Source organism: Malaciobacter halophilus, assembly GCF_002837275.1.
In the GTDB taxonomy this organism is placed as follows: Bacteria; Campylobacterota; Campylobacteria; order Campylobacterales; family Arcobacteraceae; genus Malaciobacter; species Malaciobacter halophilus.
Window position 1 is genome coordinate 28,622 of sequence record NZ_NXIF01000034.1, and the last position, 23,228, is coordinate 51,849.

Here is a 23,228-nt window from a genome sequence, read left to right on the forward strand (position 1 = left end):
ATAAATGGGACAAACAATAACAGAAAAAATATTTAGTGAGCATGTAGGAAGAGAAGTACATGCGGGAGAAATCATTAGATGTAATATAGATATGGTAATTGGTAATGATATTACTACACCTATATCTATTAAAGCATTTGAGGAGAGTGGAAAAGAGAAACTTGCTAATCCAGATGGCTTTGCTATTGTACTAGACCACTTTATTCCAGCAAAAGATATAGCAAGTGCAAATCAAGCTAAAATTTCAAGAGATTTTGCAATGAAGCATAATCTTAAAAACTTTTTTGATGAAAAAGATATGGGAATTGAACATGCATTGCTACCAGAAAAGGGTTTAGTATTACCAGGTGATGTTATTATTGGTGCAGATTCTCATACATGTACACATGGTGCTTTAGGGGCATTTAGTACAGGTATGGGAAGCACAGATATATCTTTTGGAATGATTACAGGTGGTAACTGGTTTAAGGTACCAGAATCAATCAAAGTAGTATTTAATGGTAAACCAAAAGAGTATGTTACAGGAAAAGATTTAATTTTAGAAGTAATTAGAATTTTAGGTGTTGATGGTGCACTTTATAAAACGTTAGAGTTTACTGGAACTACAATCCCACACTTAACAATGGATGATAGATTCTCTTTATGTAATATGGCAATTGAAGCAGGAGCTAAAAATGGTATTGTTGCATATGATGAAATAACAAAAGAGTTCTTAGATAGTAGAAGTTCATTAAGAGCTGAACCAAAAATACATTATAGTGATGAAGATGCAACATATTGTCAAGTAATTGAAATAGATGTTGAAAATCTTGAACCAGTAATTGCTTATCCATTTTTACCATCAAATGGACATTCAGTTTCTCAAGCAGTAATAGATGAAATAAGAGTTGACCAAGTATTTATAGGTTCTTGTACAAATGGAAGATTAAGTGATTTTGAGGTTGCAGCTAAAATATTAAAAGATAAAAAAGTTGCAAGACATGTAAGACTTATTTTAACTCCTGGTACACAACAAATTTTAAGAGAAGCCACAAAAAAAGGCTATATTGATACATTAGTTGATTCAGGAGCAGTTGTATCAAATCCTACATGTGGAGCATGTTTAGGAGGATATATGGGTATTTTAGGAGATGATGAGGTTTGTATCTCTACTACAAATAGAAACTTTGTAGGAAGAATGGGAAGTAGAAGCTCTAAAATTTATCTTGCAAATAGTGCAGTTGCAGCAGCAAGTGCAATCTCTGGATATATAACTGATCCAAACTCTTTATAATTATGAAACCACAATTTAATATACCTTGTGTGATTTTATGTGGTGGAAAAAGCTCAAGAATGAAAGAAGATAAATCTCTTCTTCCATTCGCAAATAAAACTTCCCTTGCAAAATATCAATATGACAGATTAAAACCATATTTTAAAGAGATTTATCTATCATCAAAAACAGATAAATTTGATTTTGAAGCTAATTTACTTTTAGAAGAGTCTTTAATATATTCTCCTATAATTGGTATAGATAGTATTATAAGTAAACTTAATAAAAATGATAAAATTTTCCTTATTACAGTAGATACTCCCTTAGTAGAAATTGACTCAATCTCAAAAATTATTAATTGTAGTAAAGGTTATGATATTACTGTTGCAAAAACTCAAAGAGTACATAATTTATGTGGTGTCTTCTCTTCAAATATAAAACATATAGTTGATAATATGATTAAAAATGATATACACAAAATATCTCATCTCTTAGAGGCTGTAAGGACAAATATTGTTGAATTTACTAATGAAGATGAGTTTATTAACTTAAACCATCCAAAAGATTACCAAAAAGCACTAAATATTATAAGTTAGATGAATATTAAATATAACATGATTAAGTTATAACTAAGGATTATATTATTTAGTTTTAGTTATGCTTCTTATATAAGATAAAATTATAAAAGGAAGCAAAATGGCAAAAGATGAGCTTAATGAAGCACTAGACTTATTAGACTCTAAACTTAAAAAAGAGGGACTTTCAAGAAGGGACGCTTTTAAAGTTGCAGGTCTTGGGTCAGCTGCATTTCTTATGGGAGGAAATGAGGCACAAGCAGCTGTATCTGCAAAAGCTAGTGATGTTAAAGCAAAAATTGTAATTGTTGGTGGAGGACTTGCTGGAGTTTCTACTGCTGCTAAACTAACTAATTCACTATCAAATCCAGATATTACTATTATTGAACCAAATCCAAAATCAGTATCATATCAACCAGGAAATACTTTAGTTGCATCTGGTGTTTATACAAAAGAAGATGTGATGTATGATACAAAAGATTTTATTCCTAATGGCGTAAAACTTATTAAAGATAAAGCAGTAGATTTTAATCCTGATAATAATAAATTAACAATTGGTTCAGGTGAAGAGATTACATATGATTATTTAATTATTGCTGCAGGACTATCACTTGATTTTGGAAGAATTAGAGGTTTAGAAGAGATTGGTGAAGCAAAAAGTGTTGGAAGTGCTAAAAAAATTCTTGATACTTTTGCAGATTCAGGTGTTTGTTCTATTTATAATGTAGATAGTGCAGTTAAGACATGGGAGCAAATGCAAAAGTTTGTTGAGGCTGCTAAGACTGGCAAAAAGAAAATGCAAGGAGTTTATACTCACCCAAATACTGCTATTAAATGTGGAGGGGCTCCTAAAAAAATTATGTATTTAACTAACTCTAGGCTTGTTGAAGCAGGAGCAAGAGATAATGCAGAGTTAACATTCTATCCAAATGGTTCTACAATGTTTGGTGTTCCAGAGTATCATGATGCAATTGTTGAACAGTTTAAACAAAGAGGAATGAAGTGGAACTATAAACATAATTTAGTTGAAGTTGATTTAGATAATAAAATTGCTACATTTGATAAAAAATGGCTTGAAAAAGGTGCATGGGACGAAGATTTAGAAGAGTATGACATGATATTAAAGCATGAAGATGTAAAAGTACCTTTTGATTTATTACACATTACTCCTCCTATGATTGCTCCAAAAGAGATAGGAGATTCAGAAGTTGGTTCAGCAAAAGGTTGGATTCCTGTAAATAAACAGACATTACAACATGTTAAGTATGACAATATCTTCTCTTTAGGTGATATTGCAGCAGTTCCAATGGGTAAAACTGGAGGAAGTGTAAGAAAGCAATATAAGGTTGTAGTTGATAATTTAATCTCTTTAATGGAAGGAAAACCTTTAACTTCTAAATATGAAGGTTATACAGTTTGTCCTTTAATTACTGATATTGGAAAAGTAATGCTTGCTGAGTTTAATTGGACAAGAAAACCTACTCCATCATTTCCTCTTGACCCAACACAAGAAAGATATATTTGGTGGTTATTAAAAGTATATGCATTAAAACCAATGACTATGTATGGTATGTTATCAGGAAGAGCTTAATTTAATAAAAGGAATAAAATGCAAACAAAAAGAGTGTTATACCTAATTTTTATAGTTAGTTTTTTAGGAATAGGGCTACATGCAAAGGGCAATTACTCTTCAAAAGAGATATATGCATCAATGTGTTCAAAATGCCATGGTATTAAAGCAGAAGGAAATATTAAAAAAGAAGCACCTGCTTTAAATAATATTGGATTAAATGAGTTGGAGATTAGTTTATATGATTTAAAAGGTGGGGCCTCTTACCAATCATCTGGTACTAATCATGATATTATGCAACATAATATGAAAAAGATAATTCAAAAAGGCATGGATTACAATTCAAAAGAGATGGCTAAATATATATTCTTTACATTTAATAAAGATGCAAAGAGTTATAAAAAAGGTAGTAAATATACAGTATCTCAAATTTATATGCAAATGTGTTCTAAATGTCACGGCACGAATGCACAAGGTAACCCAAATAAAAATGCTCCAGCATTAAATAATATGTTAGTGCATGACTTAGAGTTAGAGTTACAAGATATACAAAATAAAACTTTAACACAATCATCTGGTACTAATCATGATATTATGGAAAGAAATCATGAGATTATCGAGAAAAAAGGTATGAGTTACAGTCCAAAAGAGATGGCTGAATATATTCATACAAATTTTTATAAAAAATAAAGCAGATATTCTGCTTTATTTTGGATAGTAAAATGAAATACTTTAAAAACTTAATTTTATTATATATAGTAATTTTTTTAATCTCGTCATTAGTAATACATCTTGATAAGTGGACTAAATATCCAGTTGAACATTTTAAAGCACTTTTAAATCATTCATCACCTTTTCATCCTTTTATATACTCTTTGATTATATTTACAATAGTATTAGTAATAATAGTAGTATTACAATCAATAACAAAACTTCTAAAAAAACTATTTAAAAATAAATAAATATATAAATATTTAAAATCAACTAAAACAATAATGTAACTATAAAGTCACTTCATAAGAAAAAATAATGTTTAAAATAAAAATATTATTAAAAATACTTATAAAAATAACAAAAAAAGAGAAATTTTGAAAAAATTAGTGAATATTCATTCATAAATAAGAATAATTTATATTAACCTATGCTAAAGTTATAAGATTAATAAATAATTTTAAGAAGGAGTGAGAAATGGAAGTTGAGATTTCACGAAGAAAATTTCTCCAAGGGACAGTTGCTTTATCGGTGATTGCAAGTTCAAGTGCAATCTGTAAAGATACTTCAAATAAAGATAAAATTAGTTTTGGTACAAGAAAAAATTCTAATAATAAAGATGTAAAACTTGTACCAACTTTGTGTGAAGTATGTGTTAATAAATGTGCTGCATTTGCAAGAGTTGAAAACAATATCGTAACAAAACTTGAGCCAAATCCATATTTCCCAAAATCTCAAAATATGCTTTGTGCTAGAGGAAATGCTGGTATACAAGCTTTATATGACCCTGATAGAATAAAATATCCTTTAATTAGAGTAGGTAAAAGAGGTGATGGGAAATATAAAAGAGTAACATGGGATGAGGCATACACTTATATTACAGAAAAGATGACAAAAATATTGGATGAAGAAAAAGATAATAGATCATGTTTTGGGTATTGTGCTGGAGAAGGTTTAGCAGAACATACATTTAAAACTTTTATGTCAAATAAAATTGGTTCATCTAACTTCGTAAATCACGCTTCTATTTGTCTTCAAACTGCTGTATCTGGATATGCATTAACAATTGGTAAGTATGGACAAGCTGATTTACAAAATGCAAAATATGTAATTATGGCAGGTGCTAATAGAGCAGAAGCAATTCTTACTCCTGATACTATGGATATTTTTAAAAGAACAAGAGGAAGAGGAACAAAGCTTGTTGTTGTAGATCCAAGATTTACAAATACAGCTATGCATGCTGATGATTATTTAGCAATAAAATCAGGAACAGATTTAGCTTTTGTATTAGCATTAACATATCATGTAATTAAAAATGAATTATATAATAGAAAATATGTAAAAAACAATTTTTCAAATTTTGATAAATATAAAGAGCATATATTAAATAGTGAATATACTCCTAAATGGGCAGAAAATATAACAGGGATACCTGCACATGAAATAGAAAAAGTTGCACAAGAGTTTATGGCTAATGCTCCTCAAGCAATATATTATCAAGGTAGAAGGTCAACATGGACAAAAAATGATTTTCAATTAAGACGAGCACAAGCAATATTTACAGCATTAGGTGGAGGAATAGATGTAAAAGGTGGTATTGTATTTGGAAAAAAACTACCATTGGGTAGCCACTATGTTAATGCACCATTATACTCAAATCCTAAGCCAAGAATTGAAAAAGATGAAGCTAAAATTATAGGAGGAAGTGGTTCATGGATTGCATGGAGAAATATGATTTTAGAAGAAAGAACACCATATCCAATAAGAGGAATGTTTGTTTATAAACAAAATCCAGTTTTATCTGTACCTCATGTTGAAAAAACAAAGCAGATGTTTAAAAAGATGGATTTAGTTGTAGTAATAGATACAATGCCAAGTGATACTGCAATAATGGCAGATGTGATTTTACCAGAATGTACATATTTAGAAAGAGAAGACCCTGTTAAATCTTTTCCTGGTGTTGAGCCTTCTATTGCACTTAGAAGAAAGGTAATTGAACCTATGTATGAAACAAAGCCAGTAATAGAGATTTTACATGGACTTGGTAAAAAACTATCTAAACCTCTTTTTGAAATAAGTAAAAAATATGATGAAGATCTTCAATATGAAATTGAAGGTTTATCAAAAGAAGAGATTGATGAGTTATATAAAGATAATGGATATGATTTAGCAGATGCTTTTGAACACTCTCAAGAACATATTAATAAAGAGATGGTTTTAGAAAAGTATGATGAAAAAGCATGGAATACATTAAGAACAAAAGGTGTGTTTTATCCTAAAATGTCAAAAAGTTTTAAAAAGTTAGATAATAATAAATTTAGATATTACAAAGAAAAAGAGAAGTTTTATACAGTATTAAAACTTGAAAATAAAGAGGATTCGGATGATATTGATACATGTATTAATCCAAGAGATATAGCAGAAATAAAAAGACTTTTCTCAACACCAACTAAGAAAATAGAGTGTTACTTAGAAAATCTTGCTAAAAAAGGAATTGACCCTATGCCTGTATGGCATCAAGAAGATTTTAAAAAAATACCAAAAGGTAAATTTAAATTTATTAGTGGAAGACACTCTCAGTTTACTCAAAACTCAACAGCAAATAATGTAATGCTTTTAGAGTTAATGCCAGAAAATTTTATATGGATTAATAAAAAAGATGCAAAGAAAAATGGCATAAATCATGGAGATGTTGTTGAGGTTCAAAGTAGTGCAGGAAAAATTCAAATAAAGGCTTTTCCTACGGATAAAATAATTGAAGATACAGTTTTTTATGTTCATGGTTTTGGTTCACAATCAACAGGAATGACATTTGCAAATAGAAATGGTGCAAGTGATAATGAAATCATAGAAGATGATATAGAACCAGTATTTGGTAGTGCAATTATGCATGAAACAATTGTTTCTATTAGAAAGGTTTAATTATGGCTAATTATGCAATGGCACTTGATTATCAAAGTTGTATAAATTGTAAAGCGTGTGAGACTGCTTGCAAAGAAGAAAATGGTGTACAGTTAGGTGCAGATAAACAAAGAATTTGGGTTGGTATTGTAGAAGGAACAATTTTTGATAAGTCTTATATAAATTTATATCCTTCTCAGTGTAACCATTGTGAAAATCCTCCTTGTGTAAGTGTTTGTCCTACAAATGCAAGTTATATTGCTAAAGGTGGAATTGTACAAGTTGATTATGAAAAATGTATTTTATGTAAAGGTTGTATGGAAGCGTGTCCTTATGATGCAAGATTTGTTGATGATACAAAAGTAGCTGTAGATAAATGTACTTTTTGTGATCACAGAATTGAAGAGTATGGAACAACTGCATGCCAAGCAACTTGCCCTACAAATGTGAGAATGTTTGGTGATTTAGATGATGAGAATAGTGATTTAGTAAAACTTTTAAAAACAAAAAGATTTTTCTTTTTAAAACAGAAGCTAAATACTAGACCAAAACTTTTTTATATTGTTCCAGATTCAGAAAGTTATGCAAGACAAAGTATCTCTCATGAAACAAAAATTTATAATTGGGATGAGTATTTATTAGAGTTTAAAGGTGTAAGGAAATAATTATGGAAAAGTATGCAATTGCTGGGCTTGAGATTAATAAGGCCTCTTTTAAAGAACTCTTTTTTAATAGAGTAATGTTTTTTTCATATATTTTAATATGCTTTGCATTTTATGGAATATATGAAATTTATGAATTAAGATATTTTACAGAAGTTGCAACTGCACACTCTATGGGTGTTGACCCAACAAATCCAGAGTTAAAAGAAGCTATGAGAGCTGCAATTTTTGGTAATGTAGGTGAAGTTAGTAGAGAAGTTCCATGGACACTTTTTATTTCTAATTATATGTACATGATTTATACAGGAAGTGGGATAATTTTTTTAGTAGCATTAGCAGAACTATTGAATTTTAAAATAGTAGAAAAATTAGCTGCATCATTTATGGTTTTAGGGCTTGCAATGGTTCTTGCAGGACTTTTTACTATTGCTACTGATTTAAATATGTTAAATATGAAATGGATGTTTTTAGACCCAAATACAAATGCAGGTATGTGGCTTATGCTTCCATTATATTTTACGTATATTCCTTTTGTTATGTTTGAAATCTATTTAATACTTACAAAAAAAAGAGAGTTAGCTAAAAAATTGGCTTTTCCTATTTTAGTGTTAAGTATTGGTGTAGATTTAGTTGAGTATTACATTCAAGCAAAACTATTTTCAATGAATACAGCTAGGCATTTATGGACAGAGTTTCCTGCTTTAATGTGGTATTTTATTATCTCTGCATTTGTTTCAGCACTTGGGGTAATGGGAGTTTTATCATATTTTGTTCATAGAAATAAAAAAGGTTATAAAGAGCTAATGTCACTAATAAGAAAAAGCATACTATTTTTTATATTTGTATTAGCAATTTATGAAGTTGTTGGTTATTTGGTTATAGATAAAGACTGGGCATTTATAATTTTATTTGGAGAGTTTAGATACTTATTCTTTGGAGGATATATTCTATTTGCATTAGTAATGCCATTTTTACTACTTATTAAACCAGATAAGTCATATATAATATTAGCTTCAATCTCAGTTATTATAGGAGGATATATAGGAAGATATTTATTTGTATATGGTGGGAATGCCAATCCTTTAACAAATAGGTTTGGTGTAGGATATGAGAAGTATGATTTTTATGGTGTTGCAACAAATTTTAATTATGTTAGCCCACATTTAGGTGAGATTTTTATTGTTCTTGGTTCAGTTGGTGTTGTAATATTTATATACAAATTAGTTGATACATTATTTTCAATTAATAAACAAAGAGAAATTCATTAATAAAAGGAGAAGTTATGAGAGTTACTAAAATTTTAGCAACAATTGCTTTAGTTTCAAGTCTATTTGTTGCAAATGCATTTGCAGGACAAGCAGAACTATTATCAAAGGCTAGTTCAAAGGTTCAAAAGCTTATTAAAGCAGATAATTTAGAAATAGTTGATTTTGAATATACAAAAAAAGCAATAGGAAAAGGTACAAAAAAAAGTGCAAGTGCAGTTTTAGTTGATGCAAGACCAGAAGCAAAATATAAAAAAAGCACTATTCCTTCAAGTATCAATATTCCAGATACAAAGTTTGAAGAGTATTTCCCACAATTAAAAGATACTGCAAAAAATAAAGAGATTATAGTTTATTGTGGTGGTTGGAAATGTGGTAAAAGTCCAAAAGTTGCATCTATGCTTAAGAAAAAAGGTTTTACAAATGTAAAATTATATCAAGCAGGAGAACCTGAATGGTTAAAAAAATCTTATCCTGAAGTATCTCTTGCTGTAATGAAAAGTGTACAAGGAAAAAATTCGGCTTTAATGGTAGATGCAAGACCATATAAAAAAGTCTTACAAGAGACTATTCCTGGTTCAATTGCAATACCTGATACAAAACTTGATACATTAATAGGAAGATTCCCAGCTAACAAAGATGAAAAAATAGTAGTTTTTTGTGGAGGATTTAATTGTTCTAAATCACATAAAGTAGCTAATGCTTTACTTAAAAAAGGGTATAAAAATGTTTCTGTTTTTGCAGGAGGATTGCCTCAATGGAAAGAGGCTGGCTTAGCTACAACTGCATCGGCATCATCAAATACAGTAGTAAAAAGTGATGACAATGAACCAAAATTTAGTAAAAATAGTGTTAAATTAGGTCTTGATGAAGGTACAGTTGATGGAGAATGGTTTAAAAAATTGATTTTACAAAAAAATGTTCCTTCAAATATTCAAATTGTAGATGTTACTTCAAAAGAGGAGTTTAAGTCAGGACATTTACCAGGAGCAATAAATATTAATGCTGGAAAATTAAATGCAAAAGAGCTGTTAGAAAAGCTTCCAAAAGGTAAAAGCATAGTATTTAATTGTACAGCAGGTGGAAGATCACTAGAAGCTTGGACAAAACTGTATGATGCAAAAATAGATGTTTCAGAAATCTTCTATTTTGATGCAAATATAGATTGTAAAGGTACTAGTTGTGAAATTGAAGTAAATGAGCCATTAGGTTAATAAATATTATTAAAAGGATAAAAAATGTTAAAAAAATTATTAAAAGCAACTGCTGTTTGTATTTTAGCAAGTTCAATGTTTAGTGTAACTGTTCAAGCTGATGCATTAAAAGGACAAAAAATCATCATTAAAAAGTTAAAAAAGCCTTGCGGTTTTACAGGTGGTGTTTTAGCAAAAAAACATACTCAAGATGAGTGGAAAAGTAAATTTGAATCTAATCAATTAAATGATGAGATTCTTAAAATTTGTCCAAAAGCTAAACCTTTAAGAGACAAATATTTAAAACATGTATATGACTTTTTATATAACTATGCAAGTGATTCAGGAAATGTTCCTTCTTGTTAAGGCATAAAAAAAGGGCAAGAACTTTTGTTCTTACCCTTTTTATTTTATTAGTGCAAATTTAATTATGCTGCTAAAGCATCTTTTGCTTTTGCTACTAATGATGCAAAAGCTTCAGCATCATTCATAGCCATATCAGCTAAGATTTTTCTATCTAATTCAATATTAGCTAATTTTAATCCATTCATGAATCTTGAATAGTTAATATCATTTAGTCTACAAGCAGCATTGATTCTAATAATCCAAAGCTTTTTGAAATCTCTTTTCTTTTGTCTTCTATCTCTATAAGCATATACTAATGAATGCTCAAGTTGCTCTTTGGCTTTTCTAAAGTGTTTTCTTCTACCACTAAAAAAACCTTTGGCTTGTTTTAATACTTTTTTGTGTCTTCTTCTTCTAACTATACCAGTTTTAACTCTAGGCATATTTTTCCTTTCTTTACCGTTTTTATAGGTGTCGATTATATTAAATCGAACTTGTCCACATATGTGGAGGGACTATGTAATCTTTTAATTACGCTTTGTTTAACATTTTTTTAACTCTTGCATTATCAACAGATGCAACAGTTTGCTCGCTTCTAAGATTTCTTTTTCTCTTAGGGCTCTTTTTTGTTAAGATGTGGCTTCTAAAAGCTGATCCTCTTTTAATAGAACCATTCTTTTTTACTTTAAATCTCTTTAAAGCTCCACTATTAGATTTCATCTTTGGCATTGTGGAATCCTTTCAATAAATTTGCATTTTCATATAACTGAAAAAGTTTGTGATTTTACTTAAATATAGTTTAAAGTTAGGTTAATTGTCTAGCAATATGTAGAAGAGAGTTGTCTTCTACATATTTAAGAGTTATTTTTTCTCTTCTTTTTTAGGAAGAACCATCATATTAACAAATCTTCCTTCTTGTTTAGGTTTAGCATCTCTTGTTCCATACTCTTCAAGCATAGGCCAAATTCTTTCAAGAACTTCAACACCCGCTTCAGGATGAGCCATTTCTCTACCTTTTAAGAAAACCCTACATTTAACATGGAATCCCTTTTCAAGAAATTCAATAGCATGTTTAACTTTATAATTAATGTCATTATCTGCAATTTTTACAGAGAATTTCACTTCTTTAACAACAATAACTTTTTGTTTTTTCTTAGCTTCTTTTTTCTTCTTTTCTTGTTGGTATTTAAATTTACCATAATCCATGATTTTTGCAACTGGTGGTTTTGCACTTGGTGCAATTAAAACTAAATCTAGTCCTAATTCATCAGCCGTTGCTTGTGCATCTCTTGTTGGAATAATACCATAATTAGTTCCATCATCAGATGTACATCTAACCTCTCTTACTGTAATGTCTTCGTTCATTAACACTTCGTCTTTTTTATTGTTTCGACTCAAATTTCACATCCTTTTTTAATTTCTTCTAACATTGAAATAAACTCCTCTTTAGACATGTTAGATTGCTCTCTCTTTCGTCTATCTCTTAATGCTATAGAGTTATTTGCCACTTCTTCATCACCAACAACAACTATCATTGGTACTCTTTGCTTCTCTGCCATTCTAATTCTTTTATTTAAACTCTCGTTCATATCAAAAATTTTAGAATCAATCTCTTTATATAATAGCTCTTTTTGTAAAGATTTTGCATACTCAACATGAGTATTTGCAATCGGAACAAAGATAACTTCTGTTGGAGCGATAACAAAAGGAAACTCTCCAGCACAGTGTTCTGTTAGAATACCAATAAATCTTTCAAAAGAACCTAAAATTGCTCTATGAATCATTACAGGTTGTTCTTTTTCACCTTTGTCGTTGATATACTCTACATTAAATCTACTAGGTAAATTCATATCAACTTGAACAGTACCACATTGCCATTTTCTTCCAATAGCATCTAAAATCTTAATATCGATTTTTGGTCCATAAAATGCTCCACCACCTTCATCAATTCCATAAGGCAGATTGTTCTCATCTAAAGCATCCATGATACCTTTTGTAGTCTTTTCCCAAAATTCATCATCACCTATTGCTTTTTTAGGTTTTGTTGATACTTCCATTTCATATTTAAAGTCAAATAAACTAAGTAGTTTATCTACAAACTCTAAAACTTCAATAATTACTTCTTTTACTTGTGCTTGTGTACAAAAGATATGCGCATCATCTTGAGTAAATTCTCTAACTCTAAAAAGCCCATGCATTGCTCCACTCATTTCATGTCTGTGAACAACTCCATACTCAAAAAGTTTTTTAGGTAAGTCTTTATATGAAACTAAATCATTTTTGAAAATCTGAATATGACCAACACAGTTCATAGGTTTTATTCCATACTCTTGCCCATCAATTTCAGTTAAATACATATTTTGTTTGTAGTTTTCATAGTGACCAGATGTAACCCATTGTTGAGCTTTTAAAATCTCTGGACCTCTTACTGGTTCATAACCTCTTACTCTATGCGCTTTGTAAAGAATTCTTTCTAGTTTACTTCTAAGTCTTGCTCCATTTGGAAGCCACATTGGAAGTCCAGCTCCAACTTCTTCATTAAATGTAAATAGTTCTAATTCTGTTCCAAGTTTTCTATGGTCTCTTTTTTTAGCTTCTTCTAGCATTCTTACATAGTCATTTAACTCTTTTTTATCAAAAAATGCAATTCCATAGATTCTAGTAATCATTTCATTCTCTTCATCCCCACCAAGATAAGCACCAGCTACTCTTGTAAGTTTGAAGCTTCTAATCATTCTAGTATTAGGAACATGAGGGCCTCTACATAAATCTTCAAAGTCCCCTTGTTTATATAAAGTTAAGGTGTCATCAGTAATATTTTTCAGTACTGCTTGCTTAAGTTCATCATTTGCAAACTTTTCTAAAATCTCAGCTTTGGTTGTTTCATATCTTTGTATTGGTAGCTTTGCATTTGCAAGCTCTTTCATTTTCTTTTCAATTTTTGGTAAATCCTCATCAGATATTTTTGAATCTACCTTGAAATCATAATAAAATCCCTCTTTTACAACAGGACCAACAAAGAATTTAGCTTCTGGATATAACTCTTTGATAGCTTGTGCCATAAGGTGTGCACAAGAGTGTCTAAGTATCTCTAAAGATTCAGGAGAGTTATCATTTCTAATCTCTTCTCCAGTTATATTTAAAGCTTCCGCAGTTTGAAGGTCGTATATTTTACCTTCACTTAATACACCAATTGGTTCCAATAATTTCCTTTTCTTAATAAATTTTGCCGTAGCAATTTTATAGAATTTTGTACATTTTAGCGCATTTGCACTTAAATTTAATCTTAATATCAGTTTATTAATTAATTTTAGATAGAATATGGAATGATTTTAAACCTATCTAAAATAAAAACCGAAGCCTTACTACTGTTTTGTAAAGATTTAATAACTTCGTATAAAGATAATAATGAGAAAATCTTTAATGTAGATGAAAAAGTAGACAAATATGTAAATTCAATTAGTGAAGATATATTAAAACAGATTAATAATGTTACTTTTGATAGTGAACATTATATAAAAAATAGAAATCATTATAGAATTAAAGCAGTATTTAATGCATATAATTTTATTAATAAACAGATTTCTAAACATTTAAGTAAAAATAGTACTTTTAATCCTGCAATGCTTTACTTAGCTCTTTTAGCTGTATGGTTTAAAGAGTTAGACAAAGAGAAAAATTCAAAAGAGTATATATATTTTACACTTTTTCCATATGCAAATATGTATGATAAGTTATTATTAGAAGTAAAAGATGAAGAGTTTAGAAGAGTAAATATAGCAATGATGAATATAGCAGAAACTACAATTATAAATTTAGATAGAGTCTCTTTAAAATAAGACTCTATCTACAAAACTAGAATCTATATCTAACATTTGCTGTAATATTTTGTGCTTCTTCAACATTATTATCTCTAATATTTGTTGGCTCACCTAAGTCTCCAAAGAAACCATTACTTCCTGCATAATCATATTTAATATGAGTATATCTAAGAGAAAAACTTAAAGCATCTGTTAGTTTTTGGTTTCTATAAACTTCCCATGCAGTACCTCGCGCTGCTATTTTACTTCCAGCCATTGTATCTTCACCATAAGTCATAGGTCTCCAGTATTTACTACCTTTATTCCACTCAATTCCAACTCTTGCATTATCAGTTATTGGACAAGGCATATTTGCTCCAATCCAAAATGAGTGACCAGTTTCAGAATCTGTAGAACCAAGCATTTCATTACCTCCATCTGGACTTGTCTTACTCATAGCATATGAAGCAAATACAGTTGTATCATCTAAAAAGTCCGAAATTCCACTTCCAATACCCCATGCTTTAAACATAATAGTAGCTAATTGAATATCTCCAAAGTTATCAAATTTACCTGTTGTTGTTGGACTTGCATTTCTTTTATTGTCAATACTCCCTTCCATTCCTATTAAGTTCCAAGCTTTTGCATAGTTCATGTGAATAGAGTATTGCCCATCATCATAAGGAACAAAAATAACTCCAGCCATATCAACATTTTCTGATGTATCATTATCTTTCATGTAGTCATAATCATCAAATCTAAGTTTTGCATTTGTAAGACCTCTTCCTGCACAAAACTTAAGCCACATACCACTAACACCTGTGATTTTATCAAGGTTAAATCTCGCACTAGCTCCATCAAACTCAACATTTACAGTGTGTGAAAGTGCTGATTTTCTACTTTGATCAGCTCTAAAGTTTATTCCTAAGCCATCAGTTGAAGGTCTTCTTCCAACACTAGCAGTCCAAGAAACATCACTATTTCCTAAAAATGAGTCATTTTTATATAACCAATAAGCCTCTTTTACTTTTAGACTATTATCATTTGTAGCAGCTTCATTTGTAACCCAATCAAATGTTGCATTGCCATTTGTACTTGCTCTATTATCCCCAAAAAGTTTGTTATATGATAGTGTTCCATAAAAAATCGAGTTATCATCAGCTTGGAATTTCATTCCTAACCAAAGTCTATTTGAAAAAATCGCCTCATTTGAAACTTTTTTACCATTTCCTAATTTATACTGAACATTGTCATATTGAGTTCTAAAATCAATATCCCACTTAATATTATCCCCAGCATCATGTGCTTTAACATCTTGAATCTTTTTTGAGTTTCTATTTACAGTTTTTTCAAGTTTTGTAAATCTTTTGTCAGTAAAACTTTTTTCTAAGTTTGATACTTTGCTTTCATTTGAATTAAGTTTCGTTTCTAGCATTTGTATCTGTTTTTTTAATAATTCAATTTGCTTCATCATTTCATCATTTGAAGTGTTTGCAGCAAATAGTGTACTACTTAATGCTACAGCAGTAGATAGACCTATTATAGCCTTTTTCATGCTATTATCTCCTTGTGTTTTTATAGTTATAATAACTAAAACTTATAAATAAAAGTTTCATTTATCTTATCAATATTATATAACTTTAGCTTTTAATAGGTGCTTAATAAAATATTAGTTTTACTTATGAAAATAATAAAAAAAGGGTAACAGTATTCAACTGTTACCCTTTAAGTGGATGGGATTTATATATTTTATTCTAACAAGATGGAACATTTCCAGAGTCATTTGCATATTCATATGCAAAATCAAATAAATGTCCTTGCCAGCTTTTTTTAATAGAACCTTTTTTTACTTTTGGACATATTTTGATTATTTCATTTTCAAAATTTCCAGAATCTTTAATCTCTTTCCACTCATCTTGAGAGTGTTTAGCAGCAAATTTATCTCCATTCATTCCACAAGGGCTTTTTAATTTTTTAATGAAAATTTTTTGTCCTTTTCTAGAATCAGCTTGTGCAGTTGTAGCTGTTACACCTAAAGCTAATGCTGCTGCAAGAGCTATTTTTACGAATTTTGTCATTGTTTTTTCTCCTAATTTAAATTTGGGTACAATTATATTTTATTAATATAAAAAACCAAAACAATATTATTATAACATAAAGTGAATTAATTGTGAAGTACTTTTTATTAAAACAAGTAGTAGAATATTTAAACAAGAATGCCCAAAATATAAAGCTTATTAAGAGAATTGATAACAATATAATTATAATTGAATTTAATAATAATAACATATTATATTTTGACATGACTAAGGGACAGAGTACTATTTTTAAGAAAAAAAATAGAATAAATATAAAAAAAGATTTTAATGCACCTTTTGATGTGTTATTACAAAAACGATTTAATAACTCAAAAATTCAAGAAATTAAAATCTATAATGAAGATAAAGTAATAAATATAAAAGTTAACTCTTCCTCTTCTTATAAAAAACTAACAACAATACTACAATTAGAGTTTACAGGTAAACATACTAATATAATTATTTTAGATGAAAATAGAGTCGTTTTAGAAGCCTTAAGACATATTGATGAGTTCTCATCTAGTAGAATTGTAAAAACAGGACATAAATTAGAAGAGATTCCAAAACAAAATTTTGTATTTAAAGAGCACAAGGTTGAAAATATAGAAGCCTATCTTTATGAAATATATGAAAAAAAAGAACAAAAAGTTTTAGAAAATATAAAAAAACAGAAAAGTTCAATAGTTAAAAAAAAGTTAAAAAAGCTTGATTTATTGATTACTTCTCTTCCTAAAAAACAGAATCTTCAAGAAGAGTCAAATAGTTTATATGAGAAAGCAAGTATTATATTAAATAATTTACATAATATAAAACCTTATCAAAAAGTATTAGAAGCTTATGATTATGAAGGAAATAAAGTTCAAATTGAACTTGATACAAAGTATAGTGCTTCTTCGTACTCAAATGAGTTGTTTAAAAAAGCAAAAAGATTAAAACAAAAAGCATTAAATATCTCAATAGAGAAAGATAGTTTAACTCAAAAGTATGAATTTTTAACAAAAATGTTATTAAATATTCAAAAGTGTGAAAATAGTGATGAGTTAGAGTTTTTACTTCCTAAAAAGCAGAAAAATCAAATAAAAACAACTAAGCAACAAAATTATGAATCATTTTTCTTTAATGGATATAAAATAATGTTAGGAAGAAATGAAAGAGAAAATATATATTTACTAAAAAACTCAAAAGCAAGTGATTTTTGGTTTCATTTAAAAGATAGAACTTCTTGTCATGTAATAGTTCAAAATAGTAAAAAAATAATACCTGATGAACTTATAATTAAAGCAGCAAAGCTGTGTGCAAGTTTTTCAGTTGACTTTTCTGGAAATTATTTAGTTGATTATACACAAAGAAGAAATGTAAAAATACAACATGGCTCAAATGTTTTATACAATCCTTATACAACAGTAGAGGTAAAAATATAATAATTTTATTTTAAATATAATATTTTTATAGGAAGTTTATTAAATTATAAAAAAAGTGTAAGTTTTATGCATATTAAGTGTAATTATTTATGATATTTTTGCTAATATTTCATGACCAAATTCAAGGAGGGAACATTGAAAAGTTATGTTAAAATTGGATTACTAACATTAAGTTCAATTTTTATTATATCATTATTTACAGGTTGTGGAGCTTTACATACAGCAATTAAGAAAAGAAATTTAGACGTTCAAACAAAGATGAGTGACTCTATTTTTCTTGAACCAGTTGCACCTGAAAAACAGATTGTTTATGTAAGAGTTAGAAATACAACAGATAAAGATATTGATGTTGAAAATGAAGTGAAAAAAGCTTTTGAAAAAAGAGGCTTTAAAATCACAAGAAATCCAAGAGAAGCAGAATTTATGGTACAAGCTAACTTACTTCAAGTTGGTAAAAGTGATGCAAGAACTGCAAGAAGTGCATTAGAGTCTGGATTTGGTGGAGTTGTTCTAGGAGCTGGAATTGCAGCTGCAAGTGGAGCAAATAGTGCTAAATCTTATGCAGCTGGTGGACTTATTGGTGGATTAGTAGCTTCAGTTGCTGATGCAATGGTTGATGACACTTATTTTACAATGATTACTGATGTTGAAATAAGACAAAGACCTTTAGAAGGTGAGACTATTGTTCAAAATGCAAATGCCAATGCAAAACAAGGTATGTCTGCAAATGTTAATCAAAAAATTAATACTAAAAATGCAAGATGGAAAATTTACAGAACTAGAGTTGTAAGTACTGCTAATAAAGTAAATCTTGAGTTTACTGAAGCTAAACCTAAACTAGTTGAAGGTTTAACAAGATCACTTTCTGGAATTTTATAATTTCTACTATAAACTAGGCATTTTGCCTAGTTTTTCTACTCATAATTAACTTAAAAAAGCTGACATTAACAAATTAAAAGTGATTTGATGGTAAAATCACAACTATTTTAAATGTAGGAAAATTAATGTCAAATTTAATAAAAGATAGTTCAACAAGGATAAAAACAGCATTAGTCTTGTTTTTTGTATTTATATTAGTAAGTTATTTGGATGTATTTTTTATTACATGGCTATTTTTAGGTGCTTTTATGATAATTGGTGTAAATGAAGCCATGAGACTTTTTAATGTAAAAGGCTACATTGTTTATCAAGTTTCATCAATATTATGGATAATTGCATATTTTTATAAAGAGTCTGAAAATTTAATATTTTTAGCTTTAGTTATTTTAGCTTCTGTTTTAGCATATACAAAAGATATTGATAAAAAAACATTTTTACCTTTACTTTATCCTCTGGCTTCATTTTTAATCTTGTTATCTTTATATAATGAGTTTGGAATACAAATTCTATGGTGGATTTTATTTATAGTTGCAACTACTGATACAGGTGCATATTTTGTAGGTAAAAGTATTGGAAAAACAAAATTTTGTGAAACTAGTCCTAATAAAACACTTGAGGGTGTTGTAGGTGGAGTTCTTTTTGGTTCGGTTTTAGGTGCACTTTTTGCAATAACTGAACTTTCATATTTTCAAGCACTTTTAATCTCTTTTATAGTTGCAATTGCTTCTGTATTTGGTGATTTATTTGAAAGCTATTTAAAAAGAGAGGCTAAAGTAAAAGATAGTGGAGATATTTTACCTGGACATGGTGGAGTATTAGATAGAACTGATGGATATTTATTTGCATCAGTAGTTATGTTAGTAGTATTAAGAGTTATAGTTTGATAGTATTAGGAAGTACAGGCTCAATAGGGGTAAATACCTTAAATATTGCAAGAAAATTTAACTTAGATGTTGAAGTTTTAGTTGCAGGTAGAAATATAAAACTTTTAAATGAACAAATAAAAGAGTTTAATCCCAAAATAGTTGTAATAGCAAGAAAAGAAGATATAAAAGATGTAAATCATAATAATGTGGGTTTTGGCTTACAAGCAATCTTAGAAGCCATTGAGAATAGCTCTTCAAAAACAGTAGTAAATGCATTAGTTGGTTTTTTAGGTTTAAAACCAACATTAAAAGCAATAAAGTGTGGTAAAAAAGTTGCATTGGCAAATAAAGAGTCATTAGTTGTAGCAGGAAAGTTTATCGACCAGACAAATTTAAGTGCAATAGATAGTGAACATTTTGGATTATGGTATTTACTTCAAGATAAAAAAGTTGATTCAATGCTTATTACTGCAAGTGGAGGTTCTTTTAGAGATTATGAAATAAAAGATTTGAAAAATGTATCTATAAAAGAAGCATTAAATCATCCAAATTGGTCAATGGGAAATAAAATTACTATTGATAGTGCTACAATGACTAATAAAATGTTTGAACTACTTGAAGCAAAATGGCTATTTAATACTACAAAATTAGATGCTGTTATTGAAACAAAATCACTTATTCATGCATTAATTAATTTTACAGATGGAAGTACAACCGCTCATATTGCAAATGCTTCAATGCAACTTCCAATAGCATATGCAATATTAGGTGAAGTACATGAATCTATATTACAACCAATTGATTTACTTGAAGTTGCATCTTTAGAGTTTAAAAAAATAGAACAAAGTAGATATCCAATTTGGGAAATAAAAGATGAGGTTTTAAATAATCCAGATTTAGGAGTTGTAATAAATGCGGCAAATGAAGTTGCTGTTTCGAAATTTTTAAATAGTAAAATTGGATTTTTAGACATATCTAAAATTACTCTTGATGCTGTAAATAGATTTAATAAACCAATTATTAGTAGTATAGATGATATATATGAAATTGATAAAGAAGTGAGAAACTATTGTGAGTCTTGATTTACTTATACCTTTTCTTATTTTAATAATTTTGGTAATATACTTAATATATACAAGAAGTAAGTTTGAAAAAGAGATTTTAGACTCTTATGAACAGAAGTTTGAAAAGTGGAAAAAGCATAACTCAAATGAAAATAGAGTTGAGCATAAGCAACTTGTAGGACTTGTTTTTAAAACAGGGTATAAAGTTGATATTGAACTTTTAGATGAAAGTGTAACAAAACAGTTAGAAAAGGGTAAGTTTAGTATAAAGGCTAAATAATGAAACTACTAGTTTTCCTATTAATTGCAAGCTCTTTGTTTGCAAGTAGTTTTGAAAGAAACCATCGTTTAAATGTAGTTGTTGACAAAAAAAATCATTTAATGTGGCAAGATGATATTAGTGTTATAAAAGTTAAAAAAACTCATGAGCAAGTACCAATATATTGTCAAAACTTAAGGCATGCAGGTTTTTCAAACTGGAGAGTACCAAATATTGAAGAGTATAAATTAATAGTTGATAAAAAAAATGAATTAAACTATATAAATAGAGCTTTTAAATATAATGTTCCAGACGGATATTGGGCAAATAAAGCCCATTGGAGAACCCTTTGGTATTATGCTGATTATATGCATTTTATAAGTGGAACAGCATATTTTGATAGTAGGCATAAAAAGAAATATATTAGATGTGTTAGAGATATAAAGTAAGGAATAAACTTGAGTAAAAGAGTATTAATATTACATGGATTAAATGGAAGTGAATATCCCCATTGGCAAGCTTATTTGGCAATTGATTTAATAAAACAGAATTATGTTGTATCTTTTCCTTCTTTTCCAAATAAAAATAATCCAAATTTTAATCAATGGAAAGAGTGTTTAAAAAAAGAGATTGAACACTTTAAACCTGAAATTGTTGTTTGTCACTCTTTGGCAAATATTTTATGGTTTCATATATGTGATGAATTGGATATACAACTTGATAAGTTAATGTTAGTTGCTCCTGTTAGCAAAACTTGTGATGTAGAAGAGATAAAAGAGTTTTTCCCATATAATGCGCCAAAAGATTTAAAAGCTAAAGAAGTTATCATGGCTGCATCTACAAATGACCCTTATATGAGTTTAGAAGAGGCAGTACAATTGCAACAAGAATTAAATATTGGTATGAAAATAATGGAAGATGCAGGTCATATAAATGCACAATCTGGTTTTGGAAGACTTGATTGTGCTTTAGATTGGATAAAAAGAGAAGAAGAGTGCAAAGAGTCTAAAGACTCTTAAGTTTTATAAAAAGGATAAAATCATTGATTTTAAGTATTGAATCATCTTGTGATGATAGCTCAATAGCTATTACAGATATAAAAACAAAAAAATTAATATTTCATAAGAAAATATCTCAAGAGTTACAACATAGTGCATATGGTGGAGTTGTTCCTGAATTAGCAGCAAGACTTCATATTGAAGCTTTACCAAAAATATTAGAAGAGACAAAAGAGTATTTTAGTAAGCTTAAAGCTGTTGCTGTGACAAATTCACCTGGTCTTTCTGTAACATTAATGGAAGGTGTTACAATGGCAAAAGCATTAGCAACATCTTTAGATATTCCATTAATTGCAGTAAATCATTTAAAAGGGCATATTTACTCACTTTTTATTGAAAAAGAAGCCATACTTCCTTGTACAATACTGCTAGTTTCAGGAGGTCATACTCAAATAATTGAAGCTAATTCATATGATGATATGAAAATTATTGCAACTACAATGGATGATAGCTTTGGAGAGAGTTTTGACAAAGTTGCAAAGATGATGAGCTTAGGGTATCCTGGAGGACCAATTGTTCAAGAACTTTCACAAAAAGGAGATGAAAATAGATTTGATTTTCCTATTCCTTTAAGACAAAGTCCTAAAATTGAGTTTAGCTATTCAGGACTTAAAAATGCAGTAAGATTGGAAATAGAAAAGATAAAAGAACTCTCATCTAAAGATAAAGCCGATATTTGTGCTTCTTTTCAAAAAGCAGCAGTTAGTCATATAATGCAAAAAATTAAAAAGTATTTTAAAACTACAATTCCTAAAAATTTTGCAATAGTTGGTGGAGCAAGTGCAAATATATATTTAAGAAAAGAGTTAGAGCAACTTTGTAATAAACATAATACAACACTTTATTTAAGTCAGTTAAAATATTGTTCAGATAATGCTGCAATGATTGGAAGAGTTGCAATTGAACAATTTGAAAGAGAAGAGTTTGTTTCAATCAATGAAATAGATATTCAAACTAGAATTAAAAATATGTAAATCTTTTTTAAGATTAAAAGGAAAAATAATGATATTTGAAATGGGTGCTAACTTGCAAGGGGATAACTTTGATACAAAAAAAGAGGATAAGAAAAAAAAGCCTAAACAGAATATTGAACCAAAAAATAAACATCAGTTAGTATTTACTTTTGAAAAAAGAAAAGGAAAACCAGTAACTTTACTAGGTAGATTTTATCTAGTAGAGAATGAAAAGAAACAGATATTAAAACTTCTAAAGAAAAAGCTTGCTTGTGGTGGAAGTATAAAAGATGAGTGGATAGAACTTCAAGGTGATGTAAAAACAAAAGTTAAAGAGATTTTAGAAAATGAAGGCTGGAAGTTTAAATAATAAGAG

The 23,228-nt window shown here is 28.8% G+C and carries 26 protein-coding genes; 20 read left to right on the plus strand and 6 right to left on the minus strand.

All coding sequences use genetic code 11. From position 1 onward, the window contains the following. Positions 1-4 precede the first annotated feature (4 nt). The 10 genes from leuC (at position 5) to CP960_RS09255 (ending at position 10,495) form a co-directional block, all read left to right on the plus strand. Positions 5-1,273, plus strand: coding sequence for a 3-isopropylmalate dehydratase large subunit (gene leuC / locus CP960_RS09210; protein ID WP_101185125.1), 1,269 nt, complete (start codon positions 5-7; stop codon positions 1,271-1,273). Positions 1,274-1,275: 2 nt separating this feature from the next. Then, entirely contained in the window at positions 1,276-1,848 is a 573-nt protein-coding gene (gene mobA / locus CP960_RS09215) for a molybdenum cofactor guanylyltransferase MobA (protein ID WP_101185126.1), read from the plus strand. Positions 1,849-1,948: 100 nt separating this feature from the next. Beyond that, on the plus strand, positions 1,949-3,418 hold the full coding sequence (locus CP960_RS09220; RefSeq protein ID WP_101185127.1) for an NAD(P)/FAD-dependent oxidoreductase: 1,470 nt from the start codon (positions 1,949-1,951) through the stop codon (positions 3,416-3,418). Positions 3,419-3,436: 18 nt separating this feature from the next. Then, on the plus strand, positions 3,437-4,087 hold the full coding sequence (locus CP960_RS09225) for a c-type cytochrome (protein ID WP_101185128.1): 651 nt from the start codon (positions 3,437-3,439) through the stop codon (positions 4,085-4,087). Positions 4,088-4,119: 32 nt separating this feature from the next. Then, positions 4,120-4,359, plus strand: coding sequence for a hypothetical protein (locus tag CP960_RS09230; protein ID WP_101185129.1), 240 nt, complete (start codon positions 4,120-4,122; stop codon positions 4,357-4,359). A gap of 226 nt (positions 4,360-4,585) precedes the next feature. After that, the gene (locus tag CP960_RS09235) at positions 4,586-7,030 is read left to right on the plus strand and encodes a molybdopterin-containing oxidoreductase family protein (protein ID WP_101185130.1); all 2,445 of its coding nucleotides are present in this window, start codon (positions 4,586-4,588) and stop codon (positions 7,028-7,030) included. Positions 7,031-7,032: 2 nt separating this feature from the next. Beyond that, the gene (locus tag CP960_RS09240) at positions 7,033-7,674 is read left to right on the plus strand and encodes a 4Fe-4S dicluster domain-containing protein (protein ID WP_101185131.1); all 642 of its coding nucleotides are present in this window, start codon (positions 7,033-7,035) and stop codon (positions 7,672-7,674) included. A 2-nt stretch (positions 7,675-7,676) separates the two neighbouring features. Next, positions 7,677-8,939, plus strand: coding sequence for an NrfD/PsrC family molybdoenzyme membrane anchor subunit (gene nrfD, locus CP960_RS09245; protein WP_101185132.1), 1,263 nt, complete (start codon positions 7,677-7,679; stop codon positions 8,937-8,939). Between the two features lie 14 nt (positions 8,940-8,953). Beyond that, complete coding sequence (locus CP960_RS09250; RefSeq protein ID WP_101185133.1) at positions 8,954-10,150, plus strand: rhodanese-like domain-containing protein; 1,197 nt, start codon at positions 8,954-8,956, stop codon at positions 10,148-10,150. Positions 10,151-10,174: 24 nt separating this feature from the next. After that, positions 10,175-10,495: a cytochrome C gene (locus CP960_RS09255; RefSeq protein WP_101185134.1), complete on the plus strand. Its 321-nt coding sequence runs from the start codon at positions 10,175-10,177 to the stop codon at positions 10,493-10,495. A 62-nt stretch (positions 10,496-10,557) separates the two neighbouring features. Here the strand turns inward: CP960_RS09255 and rplT are convergent, their stop codons facing one another. The 4 genes from rplT to thrS form a co-directional block, all read right to left on the minus strand. After that, complete coding sequence (gene rplT, locus CP960_RS09260) at positions 10,558-10,917, minus strand: 50S ribosomal protein L20 (protein WP_101185135.1); 360 nt, start codon at positions 10,915-10,917, stop codon at positions 10,558-10,560. Between the two features lie 88 nt (positions 10,918-11,005). After that, on the minus strand, positions 11,006-11,203 hold the full coding sequence (rpmI, locus tag CP960_RS09265) for a 50S ribosomal protein L35 (RefSeq protein WP_101185136.1): 198 nt from the start codon (positions 11,201-11,203) through the stop codon (positions 11,006-11,008). Between the two features lie 132 nt (positions 11,204-11,335). Next, positions 11,336-11,872 carry a translation initiation factor IF-3 gene (gene infC / locus CP960_RS09270; RefSeq protein ID WP_101185137.1) on the minus strand — a complete coding sequence of 179 codons (537 nt, stop codon included), beginning with the start codon at positions 11,870-11,872 and terminating at the stop codon, positions 11,336-11,338. After that, positions 11,869-13,677, minus strand: a complete 1,809-nt coding sequence (gene thrS / locus CP960_RS09275) for a threonine--tRNA ligase (RefSeq protein ID WP_228152049.1) — start codon at positions 13,675-13,677, stop codon at positions 11,869-11,871. Before thrS ends, infC begins: the two co-directional genes overlap by 4 nt. 123 nt (positions 13,678-13,800) lie before the next feature. On the opposite strand from thrS, the gene CP960_RS09280 reads away from it, so the two are divergent. Beyond that, positions 13,801-14,313: a hypothetical protein gene (locus CP960_RS09280; RefSeq protein ID WP_101185139.1), complete on the plus strand. Its 513-nt coding sequence runs from the start codon at positions 13,801-13,803 to the stop codon at positions 14,311-14,313. A gap of 16 nt (positions 14,314-14,329) precedes the next feature. Here the strand turns inward: CP960_RS09280 and CP960_RS09285 are convergent, their stop codons facing one another. Together CP960_RS09285 and CP960_RS09290 are read right to left on the minus strand one after the other, a co-directional pair. Next, positions 14,330-15,829 (minus strand): DUF3373 family protein, encoded by a 1,500-nt coding sequence (locus CP960_RS09285; RefSeq protein WP_101185140.1) that lies wholly within the window; start codon positions 15,827-15,829, stop codon positions 14,330-14,332. Between the two features lie 199 nt (positions 15,830-16,028). Then, positions 16,029-16,352 carry a cytochrome C gene (locus tag CP960_RS09290; RefSeq protein ID WP_101185141.1) on the minus strand — a complete coding sequence of 108 codons (324 nt, stop codon included), beginning with the start codon at positions 16,350-16,352 and terminating at the stop codon, positions 16,029-16,031. Positions 16,353-16,444: 92 nt separating this feature from the next. On the opposite strand from CP960_RS09290, the gene CP960_RS09295 reads away from it, so the two are divergent. From CP960_RS09295 to CP960_RS09335, 9 genes are all read left to right on the plus strand, one after another. Then, positions 16,445-17,773, plus strand: a complete 1,329-nt coding sequence (locus tag CP960_RS09295; RefSeq protein ID WP_101185142.1) for an NFACT RNA binding domain-containing protein — start codon at positions 16,445-16,447, stop codon at positions 17,771-17,773. A 135-nt stretch (positions 17,774-17,908) separates the two neighbouring features. Beyond that, positions 17,909-18,652 carry a complement resistance protein TraT gene (locus CP960_RS09300; RefSeq protein ID WP_101185143.1) on the plus strand — a complete coding sequence of 248 codons (744 nt, stop codon included), beginning with the start codon at positions 17,909-17,911 and terminating at the stop codon, positions 18,650-18,652. Between the two features lie 125 nt (positions 18,653-18,777). Continuing rightward, positions 18,778-19,536 carry a phosphatidate cytidylyltransferase gene (locus CP960_RS09305; protein ID WP_101185144.1) on the plus strand — a complete coding sequence of 253 codons (759 nt, stop codon included), beginning with the start codon at positions 18,778-18,780 and terminating at the stop codon, positions 19,534-19,536. Continuing rightward, positions 19,533-20,600, plus strand: coding sequence for a 1-deoxy-D-xylulose-5-phosphate reductoisomerase (gene dxr / locus CP960_RS09310; protein WP_101185145.1), 1,068 nt, complete (start codon positions 19,533-19,535; stop codon positions 20,598-20,600). Before CP960_RS09305 ends, dxr begins: the two co-directional genes overlap by 4 nt. Beyond that, positions 20,590-20,862, plus strand: a complete 273-nt coding sequence (locus CP960_RS09315) for a hypothetical protein (protein ID WP_101185146.1) — start codon at positions 20,590-20,592, stop codon at positions 20,860-20,862. The genes dxr and CP960_RS09315 overlap by 11 nt, the downstream gene beginning before the upstream one ends. Then, entirely contained in the window at positions 20,862-21,290 is a 429-nt protein-coding gene (locus CP960_RS09320) for an Lcl C-terminal domain-containing protein (protein WP_101185147.1), read from the plus strand. Before CP960_RS09315 ends, CP960_RS09320 begins: the two co-directional genes overlap by 1 nt. Before the next feature lie 9 nt (positions 21,291-21,299). Next, complete coding sequence (locus CP960_RS09325; RefSeq protein ID WP_101185148.1) at positions 21,300-21,860, plus strand: RBBP9/YdeN family alpha/beta hydrolase; 561 nt, start codon at positions 21,300-21,302, stop codon at positions 21,858-21,860. Between the two features lie 23 nt (positions 21,861-21,883). After that, positions 21,884-22,873 carry a tRNA (adenosine(37)-N6)-threonylcarbamoyltransferase complex transferase subunit TsaD gene (gene tsaD, locus CP960_RS09330; RefSeq protein WP_101185149.1) on the plus strand — a complete coding sequence of 330 codons (990 nt, stop codon included), beginning with the start codon at positions 21,884-21,886 and terminating at the stop codon, positions 22,871-22,873. Between the two features lie 28 nt (positions 22,874-22,901). After that, complete coding sequence (locus CP960_RS09335; protein ID WP_101185150.1) at positions 22,902-23,222, plus strand: SUI1 family translation initiation factor; 321 nt, start codon at positions 22,902-22,904, stop codon at positions 23,220-23,222. Positions 23,223-23,228: the final 6 nt, after the last annotated feature.